The organism is Marinimicrobium sp. UBA4209, from assembly GCF_002381585.1.
Lineage (GTDB): Bacteria > Pseudomonadota > Gammaproteobacteria > Pseudomonadales > Cellvibrionaceae > Marinimicrobium > Marinimicrobium koreense.
Window position 1 is genome coordinate 18,456 of record NZ_DFTP01000047.1, and the last position, 18,684, is coordinate 37,139.

Consider the following 18,684-nt stretch of genomic DNA (forward strand, 5'->3'; position numbering starts at 1 on the left):
TCCCGGAACTGATTCATTACCTCCATGACGTCGTTACGCCGACGCAGGGTCAGGTCCATCTGTTGGAAAATGTCGTCCAACTGGATGTTTTCGTAGAGGTCGCCGTGATTGTCAGCCAGGGCTTGGGGCAGTGATAGCGCGATGAACAGGGCAGATACGGAGAACAGTGCACGAATCATGACGTTTTTCCTCAGGGCCTGTGGGTGGTTCGGTATCCGAGGAAGCCATTGGCTTCGCCTTAGTTACAGTATTGATCATGGCGCACTGTTTTGGGGCCGGTTATGGTGGATTTATAGACGATTTGGTTTGTGGGCGGTGACTGGTTATTGCGTTTGGGGATTTAGAAAAGGGGGACGGTCGCAGACGGCTATTCTGCGACGATCTCGTTGATCGGTTTACTGGTAGACCCGCACGTAATCGACATACATGCGCTGGGGGAACTGGCTGGTGCCGTCGGGTTCGCCGGGCCAGCTTCCGCCAATGGCAATGTTTAGCAGAAAGAAGAAGGGATGGTCGTACACCCAGTTGCCGTATTGTTCCACCTCCGAACGAGTCACACTGTAGAAGTTGATGTCGTCCACATACCAGTCGATGCCGTTTTCATCCCACTCCACAGCGTATACATGGTAGTTGGCGTCGGCGGACTCGCCCAGGTCGTGGGTGCCGTTGATCGGGGTGTCGCCGGAGTAGCCCGGGCCGTGCAGGGCGCCGTGGGTCAGGTTGGGCTCGAAGCCGACATGTTCCATGATGTCGATTTCGCCATTGTTGGGCCAACCGACCTGGTCAAAGTCATTGCCCATCATCCAGAAGGCAGGCCAGATGCCCTGGGTTTGGGGTAGCTTGATGCGGGCTTCCATGCGCCCGTACTCGAACTCCTGCTTGCCTTTGGAAATCATGCGGGTTGAGGTGTAGCTGCAGTAGCCATACCAGCACTCGTAACCTTGCGGGTTTTCCTGGCGGGCCTCCAGCACCAGTACATTGCTGTCCACTTCGGAGTCGTACTGAATAAAGGCGTTGTCGCCGCCGGTATAGTACTGCAGCTCCTGGTTGCCCCAGCCCCAGCCACCGGTCTCAAAGGTCCAGCTGTTGCTGTCGATAGTGTCGAACTCGTCGCTCCACACGGGCTGAGGGGCTGGATCGGTGCCGTCGCTGCCCGGTTCGAAACGCACCCAATTGAGGTTGAAGTTTCCGCTTTGAACTTTGACCCGCACGGTGTGCTGCCCCGCCGGCAGAGCGATGGGCCAGGAGGTCAGGGTAGTCCAGCTTTGCCAGCCACCGGTATTGCCGACGTTCTGGGTACCAACGATTTCAGAGCCGTTCAGGTCGATGGTGAACTGGCCACCGCCGATGTCCGAGGCGACGCGGGAGCTCACTGTGTAGGTGTCGGCGTCCAGGTTGATGGTGTATTCCAGCCATTCCCCGGCGTCGATCCAGCCGACATTGTAGCCGCCACCGTCGTCGGTACTGGCTTCAATGTCGACATCGCCGCTGCGATAGGCGCCACCCGTGTTGCCTGCCGTGGTGTCGTAGGCGTTGATATAATCTTCGGCCTGCAGTGTTTGCACGCTGCCTGCGCCGCCGCTCTGGCCGTAAATTTCCAGCTCCCAAATGGAATAGCCCCATTCATTACCAGCACTGCGGCTGATGCCGTTCATGCGCACGTAGCGGAAGTTGCCCGCGACATTGATGGTATCCGTTCGGTCTCCGAATGTGCCGCCGGTTTCTGTGGCCAGCGTCGTCCAGTTACCTCCGTCGTTGGAGCCAAGTATCTGGTAAGTGTCCGCGTTAGCCGCTTCCCAGTGAATGACGACGCTGGACAGGGCATACTGTTGTCCGAGGTCGATGGTTATGTGGGACGGGTCAGTCTGCGCCGCTGAAGCCCAACGGGTGTTGGGGTCGCCATCAATAGCGTTGCTGGCCGCGAGATCCTGGGTGCTGGCGGAAGCAGTGGCATTTTGTGCCAGGTTGTCGTTTTGTGCCTGAACGCTGACGCTGATCATGAGTAGCAGTGCGCTGAAAAGCGCGGGAAGGTTTCGATACATCATTATTATCCTCGCTGTGCAAGTGAGTTTTATTGAGATGGCCGTTAAACGGCGCTGTCAGCAAAGCACAGGCGGGTGATGTGGGTATCTCACTTTGGGGTGGGGGCGTAAAGTGGGACGGGAAATGTGGTCAGTTTGTGGGGTGGATCACAGGATGAGGTGCGGTGGATATAGGTGGATGACGCTCCGAAACGTCGGACCGATCCACCCTACAGGTGCTCAGCAGTTGTTGCCGGGTTCGTAGGGTGGATAAGGGACCAAAGGCCCCGTCATCCACCGCTTTCCATCGTTCAGCTTAAAACTCGCTGGTGCAGGTCTCGCCACGGAATGCCTGAGCGACGCCTTCGAGGGCGGGCTTGGCACTCAAGTCGGCGTTGAACAGCAGCGGCCAGACGTCGTCGTAGTCATTACCGGTGGCGTTGGCGAACTGGTTCATCAGCCAGCTTTCGTCATCGGTAAGTCCCCAGACGGTGAAGCCGCCGCGCAGTGCTTCCGGAACAACCTCCAGGTAAACTTCGGCGATTTCACAGAACCGCAGCTTCTGGGCGCCTGCCAGTTCGGCGTCGTAGGTCAGGGTGTCCGGCGCATTGCCACCGTAGGGATTGACCACGGCAACGTCCAGTTCGGTGACTTTCACTTTCAGGTCCATGTCCACCACGTCCTGGAACGCGTTCCGGAAGTTGGTGATGTCCGGGTAGTCCATGTACACATGCATCTGGAAGCCGACGCCATCGATGAGGCCCAGGCCGTCGAGGTGCTCGGCAATTTCCAGGGTCTTCTCCAGGCGACCGGCATTGGCGGTGTTGTCGTAATCGTTGTAGTACAGATCAACGTCCGGCTGGGTATCCCGTGCGGCCTGGTACATCACTTCGATGTACTCGGGCACTTCACCTTCAGCGGGCGGTGCGTAGTTGTAGAACAACGAATGGCGCCATCCGTCTTCCGTATCGGTATCTACCGCTTCGTTGACCACGTCCCAGCTGACCACCACTTCGGGGTCGAAGTGGTTGAGAATGCCTTCGACGTGGGCGGTCAGCATGTCCTGCCACCCTTCGCCGTAATTCCGCATAAAGTTAGGCACCTGATAGTCTGGATGCCAGAGCAGGGCGTGGCCGTGTACGGTCATACCGTTGCTCTGGGCGAAGTTGACCAACTGATCGGCATCATCGAAAGTAAAATTGTCTTCAGTCGGGTGCAGGTAACTCATCTTCATGATGTTGCCAGCGGTGAGCTGGTTGAAGTGAGTGGCGATGACATCCTGGCGTTCAATGGCATCGCTGTGGTTGAAAATACTGTAATTCTCGTTAGCGGCCGATACGGCGACGCCGACGGGGGAGTCGGTGGGCGCTTCCGCATACAGGTTGTAATCAGCGGTCACGCTGAAAACACTGGGTTCGCTACTGCTGCTGGAGCTTTCGCTGCTCGATTCACTGGATGAGGAACTGGAAGAGCTCGAGGAAGAACTTGAAGGCCGGTCGGGAAATTCCAGTTCGGGTCCGCTGTTGCTGCCGCCGCAGGCGGACAGGCCCAGCGCCATCAGGGCGGTGGTGAGCAGAGTAAAGCGGTTTTTCATTGCGATTGACATGGGGTCACCTGATTCGTGTTATTGAATTGTGCGAACCGGGGCTCAGGCCCCGGTTCGTCTTGGTCAATTGCGGTAAAAATGCAGTTTGCCGATTAGCGGTTCAGGTATTCCATCAACCACTGCATGGCGGGGCGTTGCTCACCGTCGCTGGTGATCAGGCCAGTACCTTCACGCCAGGTAGAGCCGACCACATAGCCCCAGAGGGTTATACCGACCACATCGGGATGATTGTAGAAAACCGGGAAGTGTGTCTGCATGCGCTCGAGTTGTGTTTCGTCATCGGTTTCTTCAATGTCGTACTCCGATACGTAGATGGGCAGACCCAGTTCGGCGATGTTGTCAAGATTGTCCTCGATTTCTTGCGCCGTCCAGACTTTTGGCGCATATAGGCCGTGTGCCTGAACGCCCAGCGCGTCCACGTAACCGGATTCCACCAGAGGAGTGATCAAATCGATGATTGCCTGGTTGTCCCAGGTCAGGAAGTTGAAGTCGTTGTAGATAAGAATCGTATCGGGGCAGTGCTCGCGAGCCAGTTTGAAGGACTCGATAATCCATTCTTCGCCAAAGGCGCTTTCTGCGTACCTGGCTGGAGCATGTCCTTCCAGCGCTTCGTTCACAACGTCCATCATCGCGGTATCAGGGTAGCGATCACAGTAGTCACTGATCCACTCTTCGATTTCCGCGCGCTGCTCCTCCGGGCTCAAGTCCGCAATCCAGTTCGGCTGCTGGCTGCCCCAGACCAGAACGTGGCCTTTCACCGGAATGTCGTTGGCACGGGCAAATTCATAGATGGCATCCAGCGGTCCCCAGTTGTACTGATCCCGGGTGCCTTCCACCGAGCCCCACTTGCCTTCATTTTCCGGGGTGATCTGATCCCAGTACTGCATGAAGTCGTCACGGACAGCGCCATTGGTGGTGATGTTGCCGACAAAGGTGACGGACGTGGAGACACTGCTGGAGCTTTCGCTGCTCGATTCACTGGATGAGGAACTGGAAGAACTCGAGGAAGAGCTTGAAGGCCGGTCGGGAAATTCCAGTTCGGGTCCGCTGTTGCTGCCGCCGCAGGCGGACAGGCCCAGCGCCATCAGGGCGGTGGTGAGCAGAGTAAAGCGGTTTTTCATTGCGATTGGCATGGGATCACCTGGTTATGGTTATTGAATCGGTCGGGCTGATCGCTTTATTGGCCCGTTGTAGTCAAATATACCACAAGAGTTCAGGTTGACCAATGGCTGTTGAGTGGACGCACAAAAAAAGGGGCGCAGCCGCGCCCCTCAAGGGTTTCAGCGCAATAATCTGCCTAGGGGGCGCTCACCCCGCAATTTGATAACGCTGTCCATTGCCCATTTTGGTAGCAGGTGTTGCCGCCGGTCATGGTCAGGTCGGCGGTCTGAGCGCCGCCATTGTCGTTGAATACAACATTGAGGTCGGTGAGCTCAGCGCCGGTGTCGTAGCAGTAAAATCCATTGTTGGCTTCCAGTGCGACCCCGGGCCAGTTGCTATCCGCCAATACACCGCTGGGGCTGGCATTCCAGAAGTGCATGTGCGGGTTGCTGTAGCCGTTGGCGTTGTCATAGCAGACGTAGGTGCTCTCGCTGGGCGAGGGGCTCGTCTGAGTGCCGTCGTCGACCGTAAAGCCGCACTGCTCCAGGCTCTGCCAATGGCCGTTGCTGTAGCAACCGTCGCCGGTGTAAGTCAGGTCGGAGGTCTGGGCACCGCCGTTGTCGTTGAACACGATGTTCAGGGAGCTGAGTGCCGCGCCCGGATCAAAGCAATGGTAGTCACCCTGGGCAGTCATGGCTTCGCCGGGCCAGGTCGTGCTGGCCAGGGCGCCGCTGGGGCTCGGGCTCCAGTAGTAGATGTGCGGATTGCTGTAGCCTGTCTGGTTGCTCAGGCAGATGCTGTTGGCGTTGATGGTGTCAGGTTCCGGCTCGGGTTCCGGTTCGGGATCGGTACCCACGCGCGCATCGCGGTGAATGGCGGCGGCGGTCATGCCGTCCAGGCTGACGTCCACCTGACCCTGGGCGTTCACCCAGAGGATTTCGCCGGAGCAGCTACCGCTGTCGAAATCGCCGTCGATCACGTTGCAATACTCACCTTCCTGCAGGTTGGTGCTGAAGGTGCGAGTCAGTTGGTTGCCTTCCCGGTTGATGATGACAAAGCCGGCATCGCCACGCCCGAAGGCAATCTGATTGCTCCCGTTATCCCACCAGTTGTTGACCGGCTGATCGCCAACGGCGGAGCGGAAAGCCACCATGTTGGCGATGGGGCGCCAGCGGTGTTCGCACTTCCAGTCGGAGCCATAGCAGTTCAGGTTCCCGTTGTTGTGCACCGGCGCGCTGGGCGGGCCCGCCTCGCTGTCCGAGAAGTCAAAGCTGGACATGACTTTAGGGTAGCCATAGGGCCAGGCGAGCATGAAGACGTTGCTCAGGTCGTACAGTGAGCCGTCTTTATAGGTCAGCACATTGCTGCCGCCGGCACCGTGGCCGCGCTGATTGTCGTGGTTGTCGGTAAAGACCACCGCGGAGCCGCCGCTGATAAAACCCCAGCTCTCGCCGAAGTTCTGCAGCCAGTTCAGTTGGCCGTTTTTAAATTGATTACCCAGCTCGGCGCTGTACCGGAATTCGGTCACGTCGCCGCCACTCAGGTATTCACCGGCACTGACCGCTTCGCCGCCCAGATCAATCACTTCCTGAAAAATATAGGGGTTGCCATTGAGGCGGCTGGTGATGGCGTTAATGTCCGTCGGGCTCATATGTTTGGACGCATCCAGGCGAAAGCCTTTGACGCCGATGTTGATCAGGTCATTCAGATAGTTGGCCAGGGTTTGCCGGACGTACTCTGCTCCCGTGTCCAGGTCCGGTAGGCCTACCAGCCGACAGTTGCGCACCGCCCAGGCATTGCTCGCGTAATCGCTGCCGCTGATATCGCAGGGTGCGTGGAAGTCGTTGGTGGAAAATTCCGGGTAGCTGGTGCCGTAGGAATAATTGCTGCCGTTGGTGCCTACGCCGGAACCGGCAGCGGTGTGGTTGATCACGGCATCGACATAGATATCCACGCCGGCAGCGTCACAGCGTTGCACCATGTCGATAAATTCAGCGCGGGTGCCACTGCGGCTGTTGTCGATGGTAGAACTCACCGGTTGATAACGGGTCCACCAGGCGTCGCCCTGGATGTGTTCCTGGGGTGGTGATACCTGGATGCCCGCGTAACCTTTCGGGCCCAAGTGCTGTTCACATTCGGTGGCGATGTCGCTCCAGCGCCATTCAAACAAGTGGACGAATGTGTCGCCGGGGGCGGGCTGGGCAAAGGCGCCAGAGATGCTGAATAAAGTAATCGAAAAGGCACCGGCGAGCCAGTGACACAATCGCGGAAGTAAGGGGTTATTGTGGTTTTGCATAAAACCTCCATTCTCGAAATGTCTATTGGTGTTATGTTTTTTTAACTTGCACATTGCGCAAGTTCGGGAGGTTGGGATGACATCAGCGACTGATTATTGTGGTCTGCGTCGCTCGGTTTTCATTGGAAAGCCTTTTGGGTCGCCCGGGCAAGATGAATACGTATGCAGCTTCGGGGCGACCGGATGTAATCGACCTCAATGTGCACTGCATCACGTTGGGTGAATCGTCCGTTTGACGGAGGTCTGCCGGAAGGTAGTGGTTTCGTTTTTACATGTAAAATTTCTGTGGTATCTTTGAGTGATAATTTGCACTCAGGAGTGACCATGGCCAAGCCTTCTACCGCACAGGATTCACCGGGTAGCAGTTCCAATGATGAAACCGAACGCAAGTATCGTGCACCGGCCCTTGAAAAAGGTCTGGATGTGCTCGAATTGTTAGCGCGTGAGGGCGTACCGCTGACGACTTCTCAAATTGCGTCGCAGTTGGGACGTTCGGTGAGTGAGTTATTCCGGATGGTGTTGACGCTGGAGTATCGGGGTTACATCGCCCAGTCTGAAAACGGGGAAGGCTACGAGCTTACCAATCATCTGTTTACTCTGGGCATGGCTCAGGCCCCGACTCGCACCTTGTTGGATGTGGCATTGCCGATCATGAAGGAGTTGGCGCAAGACGTGGGTCAGTCCTGCCATCTGGTGGTTGCCTCGGGTGATCAGGTAGTGGTGGTCGCACGCATTGAAAGCCCCCGGGATCTGGGCTTTGCCGTGCGCCTGGGTTATCGACGCCGGGTCATTGAGGCGGCGTCGGGGCTGTTGCTGTACGGGTTGCGCTCGGAGCAGGAGCGGGCCGCCTGGCGCCCTGCGCTGGAGGCGTCGGACGAACAGGGGCAGCGGATGCCGTCGTTTTTGGCTGAAGCAGAGCAGGCGGCGGCTCAAGGCTATATGTGTCGGGCCAGTGACTTTGTGGACGGAGTAACGGACCTTGCCTGTCCGGTGATGGGGCGGGAAGGCCCGGTCGCCGCACTGACTGTTCCGTTTATTCAGTGCAATCCCTTGCCCTGCACACAAGAAGAAGTGTTGGAGCGGCTGAAAAACGCCACCAATCGAATCAGCGGCCAGCTCGGCGGTGTGTAGAGCTGCCGGCCGCGTATGCCAGGGTAGCTCACGCCCAGAGTTTTCCGTCCACAACCAATTCGCTGACGAGTGCGATATCCTGCTCGGACTGAGCGCTGGCTTTAAGCTCACGGGTTTCCGGTGCAATGTCAGCGCACAGGCATTCAGCCAGTGCACGTGAACAGGAATACTGTTCTCCATCCACATAGAGCGTCGCCTGATCGCCGTCGGTGGAGTAGGCAAAGCGACTGGTCGGGTGACGTTCCAGGTTAGGGACTCCGGTCCAATCCTCTCCGTTTTCCTCCGCGACTTCCGGCTCCAGGTCGGGGTATTTCGGGGTGGTCATATAACGGCCGAACCAATCCTGAATGGCCTCGGGCGTCAGGTGGCTCTGAATCAATGCGTCCAGTGCGTTCAGGGTGTCCGCCGGAATTTCGCCGGGGTTTTCCGCAGGGGCCATTGCCGGGTCCCGGTACCGTTGGTCGTTTGTCAGCCGGCTGGCAATATCCTGGCTCAGCTCGGTAAAGATATCCGCCACGCTCGGAGCGCGAAAGCCGATGGAGTAGGTGATGCAGTCGTCGCCCTCCGCGGTGCCCCAGTGAGCGACACCGGGCGGAATATAGAGCATGTCGCCGGGCTCCAGTACCCAGTCTTCCGTGCCCTCAAAGTCTTGCAGAATATTCAGCGCGGTATCTTCCACCTTGGGACTTTGGCTGTCGCACGTCTGCCCGATGCGCCAGCGCCGCTTGCCGTTTCCCTGTAGCAGGAAGACATCGTAGTAATCGAAATGCGGGCCGACACTGCCCTGATCCACGGCGTAGCTCACCATGATGTCATCCAGCCGCCAGTCGGGCAGGAAACGGAAGTGGTGCAGCAACTCCTGAACCTCCGGTACCCACTGATCCACGGCCTGAACCAGCAGCGTCCAGTGGCTCGGGGGCAGGGCAGCGAAGTCGTCTTCCTCGAAGGGCCCCTGGCGGAGTTCCCAGGGCGTTTTTCCCTTTTCCAATACCAGGCGCGATTCCACCTCGTCTTCCAGTGCCAGGCCGGCAAGTTCGTCGCCGTCCAGAGGCGATTCGAAATCCGGAAAGGCGTTGCGGATCAGCAGCGGTTTTTGTTGCCAGTAGTCGCGCAGGAAAGTTTCGACGGGCATATCGCCCAGGTGGGTCAGGGGCATGGAGGAGACCGTTGTTGTGCAGGGTTGATGGTTGGGTTACGGCGTTTGGTTACGGCGGATGCGGGTTATACCGCTGCGCTCGGCTCCGCCCTACGCAACCTCTGTGCTATACGTAGGGCGGATAAGCGAAGCGCATCCGCCGTTACCTGAACTAAATTTTCTTCGCCTGCGCCTCGGCATTCCCAATGTAATTCCCCGGCGTCAACGCCCGCATGGCAGCCTTGGCGTCTTCGGGAATATCCAGCCCGTCGACAAAATCATTCAACACCTGCTGGTTGATGGTTTGTCCGCGAGTCAGCGCCTTGAGCTTCTCGTAAGGCTCTTCAACGTTATAGCGACGCATGATGGTCTGAATGGGCTCGGCCAGCACTTCCCAGGCGTTGTCCAGGTCCGCTGCCAGGCGAGCGCGGTTGATTTCCAGCTTGCCGATCCCTTTGAGGGTGGAGGCATAAGCGATAAAGCTGTAACCAAAACCCACACCCATATTGCGCAGGGCGGTAGAGTCGGTCAGGTCGCGCTGCCAGCGGGAAATCGGCAGCTTCTGAGCCAGGTGGGTAAACACCGCGTTGGCCAGGCCCAGGTTGCCCTCGGAGTTTTCAAAGTCGATGGGATTGACCTTGTGGGGCATGGTGGAGGAGCCCACTTCACCGGCGATGGTCTTCTGCTTGAAGTAACCCAGGGAAATATAGCCCCAGACGTCCCGGTCGAAATCGATCAGGATGGTGTTGAACCGGGCAATGGCATCGAACAGCTCGGCGATGTAATCGTGGGGTTCGATCTGGGTGGTGTAGGGGTTCCAGGTCAGGCCCAGGCCTTCGACAAAGGTCTGGGCGTTGGCGGCCCAGTCGATGTTCGGGTAGGTGGCCAGGTGGGCGTTGTAGTTGCCCACGGCGCCGTTGATTTTACCCAACAGCTCGACCTGTTCAATCTGCTTGATCTGACGGCGCAGGCGCGCCACGACGTTGGCCATTTCCTTGCCCACGGTGGTGGGGGAGGCGGTCTGGCCGTGGGTACGCGAGAGCATGGGGTCAGCGGCGTAGTCGTGGGCCAGTTTGGCGATGGCATCGGTGATCTGCTGTGCCTGAGTCAGCAGCTGTTCGCGACCGGCCTTGAGCATCAGGGCGTGGGACAGGTTGTTGATGTCCTCGCTGGTGCAGGCGAAATGCACGTACTCGAGTACCGCTTCCAGCTCTTTGTTGCCGGCGAACTGCTTCTTCAGGAAGTATTCCACGGCTTTCACGTCGTGGTTGGTGGTCCGCTCAATCTCCTTGATCTGCTCCGCTTCGGCCTCGCTGAAATCGGCCACAATGGCATCCAGCTTCTGATGGGTCTCTTTGCTGAAGGCCGGCACTTCGGCGATGTCGGGGTGTTCGCTCAGGCGCTGCAACCAGCGCACTTCCACCGCGACGCGGCAGTGAATCAGGCCAAATTCGCTGAAAACCGCGCGCAGATCAGCGGTTTTGCTGCCGTAGCGGCCATCAATGGGGGAAACAGCGTTCAGGGGCGTGAGTTGGTCGAAGGTTGCGGATGCCATGGGAGTCTCTTGCTTGGGTTCAAACGGATTGGAAAAGGCGGGCATTGTACCGGAAAATGGGTGATTTTGCGCGTTGTATGGGCCGAGCGCAATGGTGACGGCGGATGCGGGCTTCGCCCTTATCCGCCGTAACCCACCTGGACTCACTTCAACGCAACTCGGCTTTCGCCTCGCGCAACAACCGATCCACCGTCTGGGCCAACTTCTTGCGCTGAAAAATCAACTGCCACCGGCTGCCACCCACCTGCCGCCATAAGGTGGCCGAACGGATGCCCGCCAACAACAGGGCGCGGACCTGATTGGCGATACGGGCCTGTTGCAGATACCCCTGATCCCCGGTCACCTGAATGCGAAAGCGGAAGGTGCTGATGGTTTCCTTGTACAGGTCCCCCAGGTTACCGATCACATTCTCGTGGGTGCTGGAGAACAGCTCAGCCTGTCGGGCCGCCTGTTTAAGGCGAGTGCCCAATACGCCCAGCATGTCCTTGCGCGCACTGAGCTTGCGCTGCAGGTGCAGTACCCCAAGGCTGTAACGCAGGGCGTCTTTGTGTTGCTGGTTGCCGGGCTCCAGGGTGGCCTGGAGGATTTCCAGCCCGGGAATGAGGTGGGCGAGGGTGTTCCCGTACACCGCCCGGGTGTTGGGCGGGTCCATGGCGAACAGGCTCTCGATGGTGCAGCGATAGGCGTCGCTGGGTACGTAGCCGGTTTTGGCCAGTTGTTCCACGAGGCCGGCGGCCTGGAAGAGGCCCGCCAGGGCGATGGTGGCGTTTTCGAGCTTGTCAGTCACGGGGTTAATAGGTCCTCATTGTAAATATGATGGCTGTGGATGCTCAGGGTTGGGTTGCGGCGGATGCGTCTCCGGCTTATCCGCCCTACGCCACCTGCCGCGTGCTATCCGTAGGGCGGAGCCGAGCGCAGCGGTATGACTCCCATCCGCCGTTACCAAAGCGTGAATCACACTGCCCGCTCAATCACCGCGCCGCCGAGACATACATCTCCGTCATACAACACAACGGATTGGCCGGGGGTGATGGCACGCTGGGGCTCATCAAAGTCAATTTTCATACGGTCGCCATCCACGGTGATCTCACACGCCTGGTCGGCCTGCCGGTAGCGGGTCTTGGCCATGCAGCGGAATACCGGTGCGGGCGCTTCGCCGTTGATCCAGTGAATCTGGCTCGCCTCCAGTCCGTTGTTATACAGCAGCGGGTGCTCCCCCTGCACGGCAATCAGCACATTGCGCTCCAGGTCCTTCTGCGCCACAAACCAGGGCGCTTCGCTCGCACCGGCCACGCCGCCAATACCCAGGCCCTGGCGCTGGCCGATGGTGTAGTACATCAGGCCGGCGTGCTCGCCGATGACCTGGCCTTCGGGCGTCTCGATGGTGCCGGGCTGGGCGGGCAGGTATTGCTGCAGAAAGTCCTTGAAACGGCGCTCGCCGATAAAGCAGATGCCGGTGCTGTCTTTCTTCTTGGCGGTGGCCAGGCCGTATTCTTCGGCAATGCGACGCACCTGGGGCTTTTCGATATCCCCCAGCGGAAACAGGCTGCGGGCAAATTCGGCCTCACCGACCGCGTGCAGAAAGTAGCTCTGGTCCTTGTTGGGGTCCAGGCCTTTCAATAAATAGGTGCGCCCGTCCCGGTCCTGACGGCGCACATAGTGACCGGTGGCGATCAGTTCACCGCCGAGCATTTCGGCGTATTCAATAAAGACTTTGAACTTGATTTCCCGATTGCACAGGATATCCGGGTTGGGAGTACGTCCGGCTTTGTATTCGGCCAGGAAGTGCTCAAATACATTGTCCCAGTACTCGGCGGCAAAGTTGGCGGTGTGCAACTTGATGCCCAGCCGGTCGGCCACGCGCTGGGCGTCCGCCAGGTCGTCCTTGGCGGTGCAGTATTCGGTGCCGTCGTCTTCGTCCCAGTTTTTCATAAACAGGCCTTCGACCTGATAGCCCTGCTGCTGCAGGATCAGGGCGGTGACCGAGGAGTCGACGCCGCCGGACATGCCGACGATGACGCGGGGTTTGGTGTCTGCTGTCATGAGAATCCGGTGTTGTTCAATCAGTTGTGCTGCTGACGGTGCAGAAGCTCCAGCGGATAGCGTTTGCCGCTGAGGTACTCGTCGACGGCGTCCAATACCATGGGGCTGCGCCACTGGGCTTTACAGGTCAGAAGCTCATCCCGGGTCAGCCAGCGCGGCTCAATGATGCCGTCATCCAGGGGTTGCTCGGGAATTTCCTTCAGGGCCTCGGCCACAAAGGTGTGCCGCAGGTAGGTCACGCCATTGGCCGGCGCATTGTACAGGCTGATACTCAGCAGGGCGGTGGGTTTCACCAGCCAACGGGTTTCCTCAAGGGTTTCCCGAATCGCCGCCTCGACCAGACTTTCCCCGGGTTCCAGATGGCCGGCCGGTTGGTTGTAGACATCGCGCTCATCGGCGTGTTCATACACAAACAGAAAACGGCCGTCCCGCTCCACCACAGTGGCCACGGTCACGTGGGGTGCCCAGGTCATAAGAATCCTTGTCGTCGGGGAATTTGCAAGCGAAAGGCACAGTTTACCGGATTTGACGCCCGGCGACACGGGGGCGAGTCAGGTTGATAGATGGGGAATCGGCAAGGGTTGGGGCACGAAAGGTCGCGTAGGGCGGAGCCGAGCGCAGCGGTATAACCCGCATCCGCCCTACCGTGCTGTGGCCGTTACCGCAATTCCAACACGCTACAACACCTTCGGCTCCCTGTCGGCCAGATAATGGGGCCGCGGCGCCTGCCCACTAAACGGCTGCTCCAACTCATTCTCCACACTGTTATAGACAAACATCAACAACGCCCGAGGGTCGCCGGAAATGTTGTCCGGTGAGCCGTGCAGAATGTTGCACTCGTGCAGCACCAGGGTGCCGGCTTTGCCATAAAGCCCTTCGATGGTGTGGTCTTTCAAGAGCGTTTCCAGGGACTCCTTGCTGGGTACACCCGCCACCTGCTTTTTCAGAGACTTGCGGTAGTTCTTCTCCTCGGTGGTGCCGGCGCAGGACACATAGTGTTTGTGGGAGCCGGGAATCACATACAGCGGCCCGTTGTACTCGTGGTTATCGGTCAGCATGATCCAGGCGGTGACGGCCCGCATGTGGCGCATGCCATCCTCGACGTGCCAGGTTTCAAAGTCCGAATGCCAGGCGAAGGAGCGGCCCTTGAACGCCGGTTTACGGTTGATGCGGGACTGGGTGAGGTACACGTCGGAGCCCAGAATCTGTTTCACCGGTTCCAGAATGCGCGGGTCCCGAGCGATGCGGGCAATGGTTTCGCTGTAGGCATGGGGCTTGAAAATGGTGCGCAGTTCACCGCTGTCGGGCTCGGTGTACAGCTCTTCTCGGCCCGCCATGGTGGTTTTGAGCGCGTCCGCTTCGGCGCGAATGGTGTCGAGCGTGTCGCCCATCAGGCCGGGCAGGGTGAGAAAGCCTTTCTGTTCGTAGTGCGCCAGCTGCTCGCCGGATAGCCCGTGCGGGCGGTCGCTGTGGCCCGCACCGTAAATGACCGGGTCGGTGCGCGGTATGATCTGTTCGACGTCACCAGTGCGGGAGGGGTAGGGATCGTATCGTTTAAGCAAGGTCATTCCTCCTTAATTCACTGTCATCATTCGCAGGAATCAATCGGTTCACTAAAGAAGAAAGCTTTGGCCAAGCCTGCGCTGGAGAAATAGGGTCTAGGAGTGGAGCGTTCAACCCCGCTTTTTATTTAAAAAACCAATTGCATGTGAAATATTTATAGTGTGCGAAAAGTGAAAAGACGGGTAAAGTCCTTGGGACCTTGCGGTTGGAACCGCTAATATCCAAGTATAAAAACACATCCATTAACAATAATTACGATGACAAAAAGGTGAGAGAGATGATTCGCATGACCCGAGCTCAGCTACTTCGGTGGCTGGTCGTACTGCTTTCCGTGTACCCGCTGTCCGCACTGGCCGACGGCCCATCCCGTTCCGACATTGAAGCGACCATGAAAGACGCCACCCGCTTTATGCGCGAGGAGGTGAGTTTTCGTGGCGGATACCTCTGGTCCTACCTGCCGGACTTCTCCCGGGTCTGGGGGGAGCTGGAGGCCAAGCGCACCATGATCTGGATTCAACCCCCGGGCACCGCCACAGTAGGGCATCTCTACCTCGATGCCCTGGCCGCAACGGGGGACCGCTATTACTACGAGGCGGCACAGGAGGTGGCCAATGCCCTGATCTGGGCACAGCACCCCTCCGGCGGCTGGAACTATGTGGCGGACTACGCCGGGGAGGAATCCCTGAAGCACTGGTACAACACCGTGGGGAAGAACGCCTGGCGGCTGGAGGAGTTCCAGCATTATTACGGCAATGCCACCTTTGATGACGCGGGCACCATGGAGTCGGCGAAGTTTCTCCTGCGCCTGTATATGATTGAGCGGGACCCACGCTATCGCCCGGCTCTGGAACGGGCGATCCAGTTTGTCCTCGACAGCCAATACCCGATCGGTGGCTGGCCCCAGCGCTATCCCCTGCGTTACGAGCACTCCAAAGATGGCCAGCCGGATTACACTTCGTTCCTGACTTTCAATGATGATGTGGCCCAGGAGAACATTGAGTTCCTGCTGCTGTGCTATCAGGCCCTGGGCCGCTCGGACTTGCGCGAGCCGGTGATTCGGGCCATGAACAGCTTCCTGGTTACCCGGATGGGGCCGCCCCAGCCCGGCTGGGCCATGCAATACACGCTGGAGCTGGAGCCTGCCGGGGCACGCACCTATGAGCCCAAGTCCCTGTCGCCGGGTACCACGGCAGCCAATGTCTATCAACTGATCAAGTTTTACCGTCTGACCGGCGATACCAAGTTTCTGGCGCCGATCCCTGCCGCGCTGGATTGGCTTGATCGGGTGCGCCTGCCCGAAAGTGAGCAGCGAGATGGACGCACCCATCCCACCTTTGTGGAAGTCGGGACCGGAAAAGCCCTACACACCCACCGGCGGGGCTCCAACGTGACCAACGGCGAGTACTATGCCGATTACAGCCCGGACGACGCTCTCTCCCATTATCGCTCCACCCGGCATATCGATGTCGAGGCGCTGTGGTCCCTCTATCGGGCGGTAAAAGCCATGCCCCGGGAGGAGGCCACCCGAGGCTCACCGTTGCTGGAGCCCCAAAGCGCCGATTTGCCCCGCTTTTTCACTCTGGGCAATGTCAGCGTGTCCGACCTCAATACCCGGGCTCAGGAGGCGGTGGATACCGGTGACCTGGCCGCCGATGCGGCCCGGGTGCGCGCCACCCTGAACGGCCAGGGCTATTGGCCGACGCCCCTGCGCTTTACCTCCAACCCCTATATCGGGCCGGCCCCAGAGGCGGTTGCGGCGGGCGATTTTGGCAGCCGACACGTGGGGGATCAGTGGGATACCTCACCCTATCGGGCGGAGGAGCCGGTCATGGGAATTTCCACGGGGGCGTTTATCAGGAACATGGGGGTGTTGATTCGCTACCTGGAGGCGCAGAGTGAGTGATGGCGCGGCTCGCGTCGTTTGCGCGTACAGGGAAACTCTGGCAAGGTTGACGACCTTAATGATCTCGGCCCGCGGGCCAGCCGTAGCAGGCGTAGGTCGGGTTAGCGAAGCGTAGCCCGATAGACAAAAGTAAGTCGGGTTAGTGGAGCACAACCCGACGAACCACCGCCTTGTGCCTTTTTGTCGGATTACGCGCTGTGCGCTAATCCGACCTACTGGCGGGCCGGGTAAAAAAAGGTTTGCAATTGGGGCCGGTTTGGGCAAAATTGCGCGCCTTTCGCACATCTTCTCCCTCCGGCTCCCGGGGGGCTTGCCAACGTTAAACAGAGGTAGGTTGCTGCATTGACTGAATCCAACGAATCCCAGGCCTGGTCGGCACGCCATTCATCTGAATTGTATGGCATCGAAGAGTGGGGAGGCGGCTATTTCGGCGTCTCACCCGAGGGTGAAGTGGTGGTACGCTCACCCAGCAACGGCCAGGCGGGAGCGACGGTATCCCTGATGGATATCGCCCACGGATTGCAGCAGCGCGGGCTGGAAATGCCGGTTCTACTGCGGTTGGAAAACCTGGTGGACAGCCGTATCAGCATTCTGAACGAATCTTTTGCCCAGGCGATGGAAACCACCGGCTACCAGGGCTGCTACCGCGGCGCCTTCCCGATCAAGGTGAACCAGCAGAGCCATATCGTGGCGGAAATTGCCCGCTTTGGCGAGCGCTACAACCACGGGCTGGAAGCGGGCAGCAAGGCTGAGCTGATGATCGCCCTGTCCACGCTGCAGAACCGGGAAAGCCTGATCATCTGCAACGGCTATAAAGACGCCGAGTTTATCGACCTTGGCCTGCAGGCCCGCAAGCTGGGCTTCAAGTGCTTTTTCGTGCTGGAAACCCCCGCAGAAGTACCGCTGATCATCGAGCGCAGCCGCGCCCTGGGTGTTGATCCGCTCATCGGTGCGCGCCTCAAACTCTCGACCAAGGTCGAGGGACATTGGAGCGAAGACAGCGGTGATCGCAGCCTGTTTGGTCTCACCGCCATCCAACTGGTGGAGGTGGTGGATAGCCTGCGCGAAGCGGGCCTGTTGCACTGTTTCCAACTGCTGCACTTTCACCTGGGTTCCCAGATTCCCAATATTCGCAGCATTCGGGCCGGCGTGTTCGAGGCCTGCCGTTACTACATTGACCTGGTGGCCGAAGGCGCGCCGCTGGGGTACATGGACCTCGGCGGCGGTCTGGCCATCGACTACGACGGTACCTGCAGTACCAGCGGGCACAGCCGGAACTACTCCGTTCAGGAGTACTGCGTGGACGTGGTGGAAGCGATCCAGCAGGCGCTGGATCCCCACGATATTGAGCACCCGGTGATTGTCACTGAATCCGGACGGGCCACCGTGGCCCACACCTCGGTGTTGCTGTTCAATATTCTGGATGTTGGGCATTTTGATCCGGCGCCGTTGCCAGAGGCCCTGCCGGAAGACAGTCATGCCCAGCTGGCCAACCTGTGGCACGCCATTCGGGTGATTGCGCCCAACAACCTGCAGGAAAGCTACAACGACGTCACCTATTACCGGGACCAGATCCGCGATATGTTCCACCGCGGCGAAATCAGCCTGCGGGAGCGAGCGTTCGGGGAAAATCTGTACCTGGCCGGTCTGCAGAAAATTGCCGCACTGCTGCCGGAGCTCAAGCGCATCCCGGCGGAGCTGGAAACCCTTCCGCAGCAATTGGCCGATATTTACTATGGCAATTTCAGCGTATTCCAGTCGCTCCCGGACTCCTGGGCGATTGAGCAGGTGTTTCCGGTCATGCCGATTCATCGGCTCAACGAAAAGCCCACGCGCCAGGCAATCATTGCCGATTTGACCTGCGACTGTGATGGCAAGCTGGATCGTTTCGCGGGGCCGCACGGCAATACCGAAACCCTGTCCGTGCATCCGGTCAAAGCCAGCGAAGAATATTACCTGGGGGTGTTCCTGGTGGGCGCCTATCAGGAAACCCTGGGCGACCTGCACAATCTGTTTGGTGACACCAACGTGGCGAGCATTCGCATCAACAACGAAGGTGGCATGGAGTTTGTGCACGAGCTGCACGGCGACAGCATCGCCGATGTGTTGAGCTATGTGGAATACGACCCCCAGGCGATGTTCAAGCAGTTTCGCGCCACCGCCGAGCAGGCCGTGCGCGATGGGCGCATTACGGTATCCGACCGACAGGAAATGTTGGCAGCGTTTACCGATAGTTTGCGGGGTTATACGTATTTTGAGCGGTAGCGTAAGGTAGCGCCGGGTGGTGTAGGGTAACGGCGGATGCGGGCTTCGCCCTTATCCGCCCTACG

12 protein-coding genes and 1 pseudogene are annotated in these 18,684 nt (G+C 58.9%); 3 read left to right on the top strand and 10 right to left on the bottom strand.

Annotation, left to right across the window (positions count from 1 at the left end; genetic code table 11):
* Positions 1–395 precede the first annotated feature (395 nt).
* The 4 genes and pseudogenes from B3187_RS06655 to B3187_RS06670 all read right to left on the bottom strand — a co-directional run bounded on the left by B3187_RS06655 (position 396) and on the right by B3187_RS06670 (position 7,024).
* The gene (locus tag B3187_RS06655) at positions 396–2,045 is read right to left on the bottom strand and encodes a family 16 glycosylhydrolase (protein ID WP_286805283.1); all 1,650 of its coding nucleotides are present in this window, start codon (positions 2,043–2,045) and stop codon (positions 396–398) included.
* Positions 2,046–2,337: 292 nt separating this feature from the next.
* Positions 2,338–3,627, bottom strand: coding sequence for an endo-1,4-beta-xylanase (locus tag B3187_RS06660; RefSeq protein ID WP_286805285.1), 1,290 nt, complete (start codon positions 3,625–3,627; stop codon positions 2,338–2,340).
* Between the two features lie 92 nt (positions 3,628–3,719).
* Positions 3,720–4,643, bottom strand: a pseudogene (locus B3187_RS06665) (endo-1,4-beta-xylanase); the annotation flags it as partial.
* A 281-nt stretch (positions 4,644–4,924) separates the two neighbouring features.
* A complete protein-coding gene (locus B3187_RS06670; RefSeq protein ID WP_286805286.1) occupies positions 4,925–7,024 on the bottom strand; it encodes a starch-binding protein in 2,100 nt (699 codons plus the stop codon).
* Between the two features lie 324 nt (positions 7,025–7,348).
* On the opposite strand from B3187_RS06670, the gene B3187_RS06675 reads away from it, so the two are divergent.
* Positions 7,349–8,155 (top strand): IclR family transcriptional regulator, encoded by an 807-nt coding sequence (locus B3187_RS06675; RefSeq protein ID WP_286805288.1) that lies wholly within the window; start codon positions 7,349–7,351, stop codon positions 8,153–8,155.
* 28 nt (positions 8,156–8,183) lie between these two features.
* Here the strand turns inward: B3187_RS06675 and B3187_RS06680 are convergent, their stop codons facing one another.
* From B3187_RS06680 to B3187_RS06705, 6 genes are all read right to left on the bottom strand, one after another.
* Positions 8,184–9,311: a cupin domain-containing protein gene (locus B3187_RS06680; protein WP_286805289.1), complete on the bottom strand. Its 1,128-nt coding sequence runs from the start codon at positions 9,309–9,311 to the stop codon at positions 8,184–8,186.
* A 151-nt stretch (positions 9,312–9,462) separates the two neighbouring features.
* Positions 9,463–10,845, bottom strand: coding sequence for an adenylosuccinate lyase (gene purB, locus B3187_RS06685; protein ID WP_286805290.1), 1,383 nt, complete (start codon positions 10,843–10,845; stop codon positions 9,463–9,465).
* A 148-nt stretch (positions 10,846–10,993) separates the two neighbouring features.
* Positions 10,994–11,632 (bottom strand): high frequency lysogenization protein HflD, encoded by a 639-nt coding sequence (gene hflD, locus B3187_RS06690; RefSeq protein WP_123637072.1) that lies wholly within the window; start codon positions 11,630–11,632, stop codon positions 10,994–10,996.
* A gap of 167 nt (positions 11,633–11,799) precedes the next feature.
* Entirely contained in the window at positions 11,800–12,888 is a 1,089-nt protein-coding gene (mnmA, locus tag B3187_RS06695; protein ID WP_286805293.1) for a tRNA 2-thiouridine(34) synthase MnmA, read from the bottom strand.
* Between the two features lie 20 nt (positions 12,889–12,908).
* Positions 12,909–13,361 (bottom strand): NUDIX hydrolase, encoded by a 453-nt coding sequence (locus tag B3187_RS06700; RefSeq protein WP_286805296.1) that lies wholly within the window; start codon positions 13,359–13,361, stop codon positions 12,909–12,911.
* Positions 13,362–13,565: 204 nt separating this feature from the next.
* Positions 13,566–14,450, bottom strand: coding sequence for a phytanoyl-CoA dioxygenase family protein (locus B3187_RS06705; RefSeq protein WP_286805297.1), 885 nt, complete (start codon positions 14,448–14,450; stop codon positions 13,566–13,568).
* 278 nt (positions 14,451–14,728) lie between these two features.
* Here B3187_RS06705 and B3187_RS06710 point away from each other — a divergent pair, with 278 nt between their 5' ends.
* Positions 14,729–16,354, top strand: coding sequence for a pectate lyase (locus B3187_RS06710; protein WP_286805299.1), 1,626 nt, complete (start codon positions 14,729–14,731; stop codon positions 16,352–16,354).
* Positions 16,355–16,696: 342 nt separating this feature from the next.
* Complete coding sequence (gene speA, locus B3187_RS06715; protein ID WP_286805301.1) at positions 16,697–18,619, top strand: biosynthetic arginine decarboxylase; 1,923 nt, start codon at positions 16,697–16,699, stop codon at positions 18,617–18,619.
* Positions 18,620–18,684: the final 65 nt, after the last annotated feature.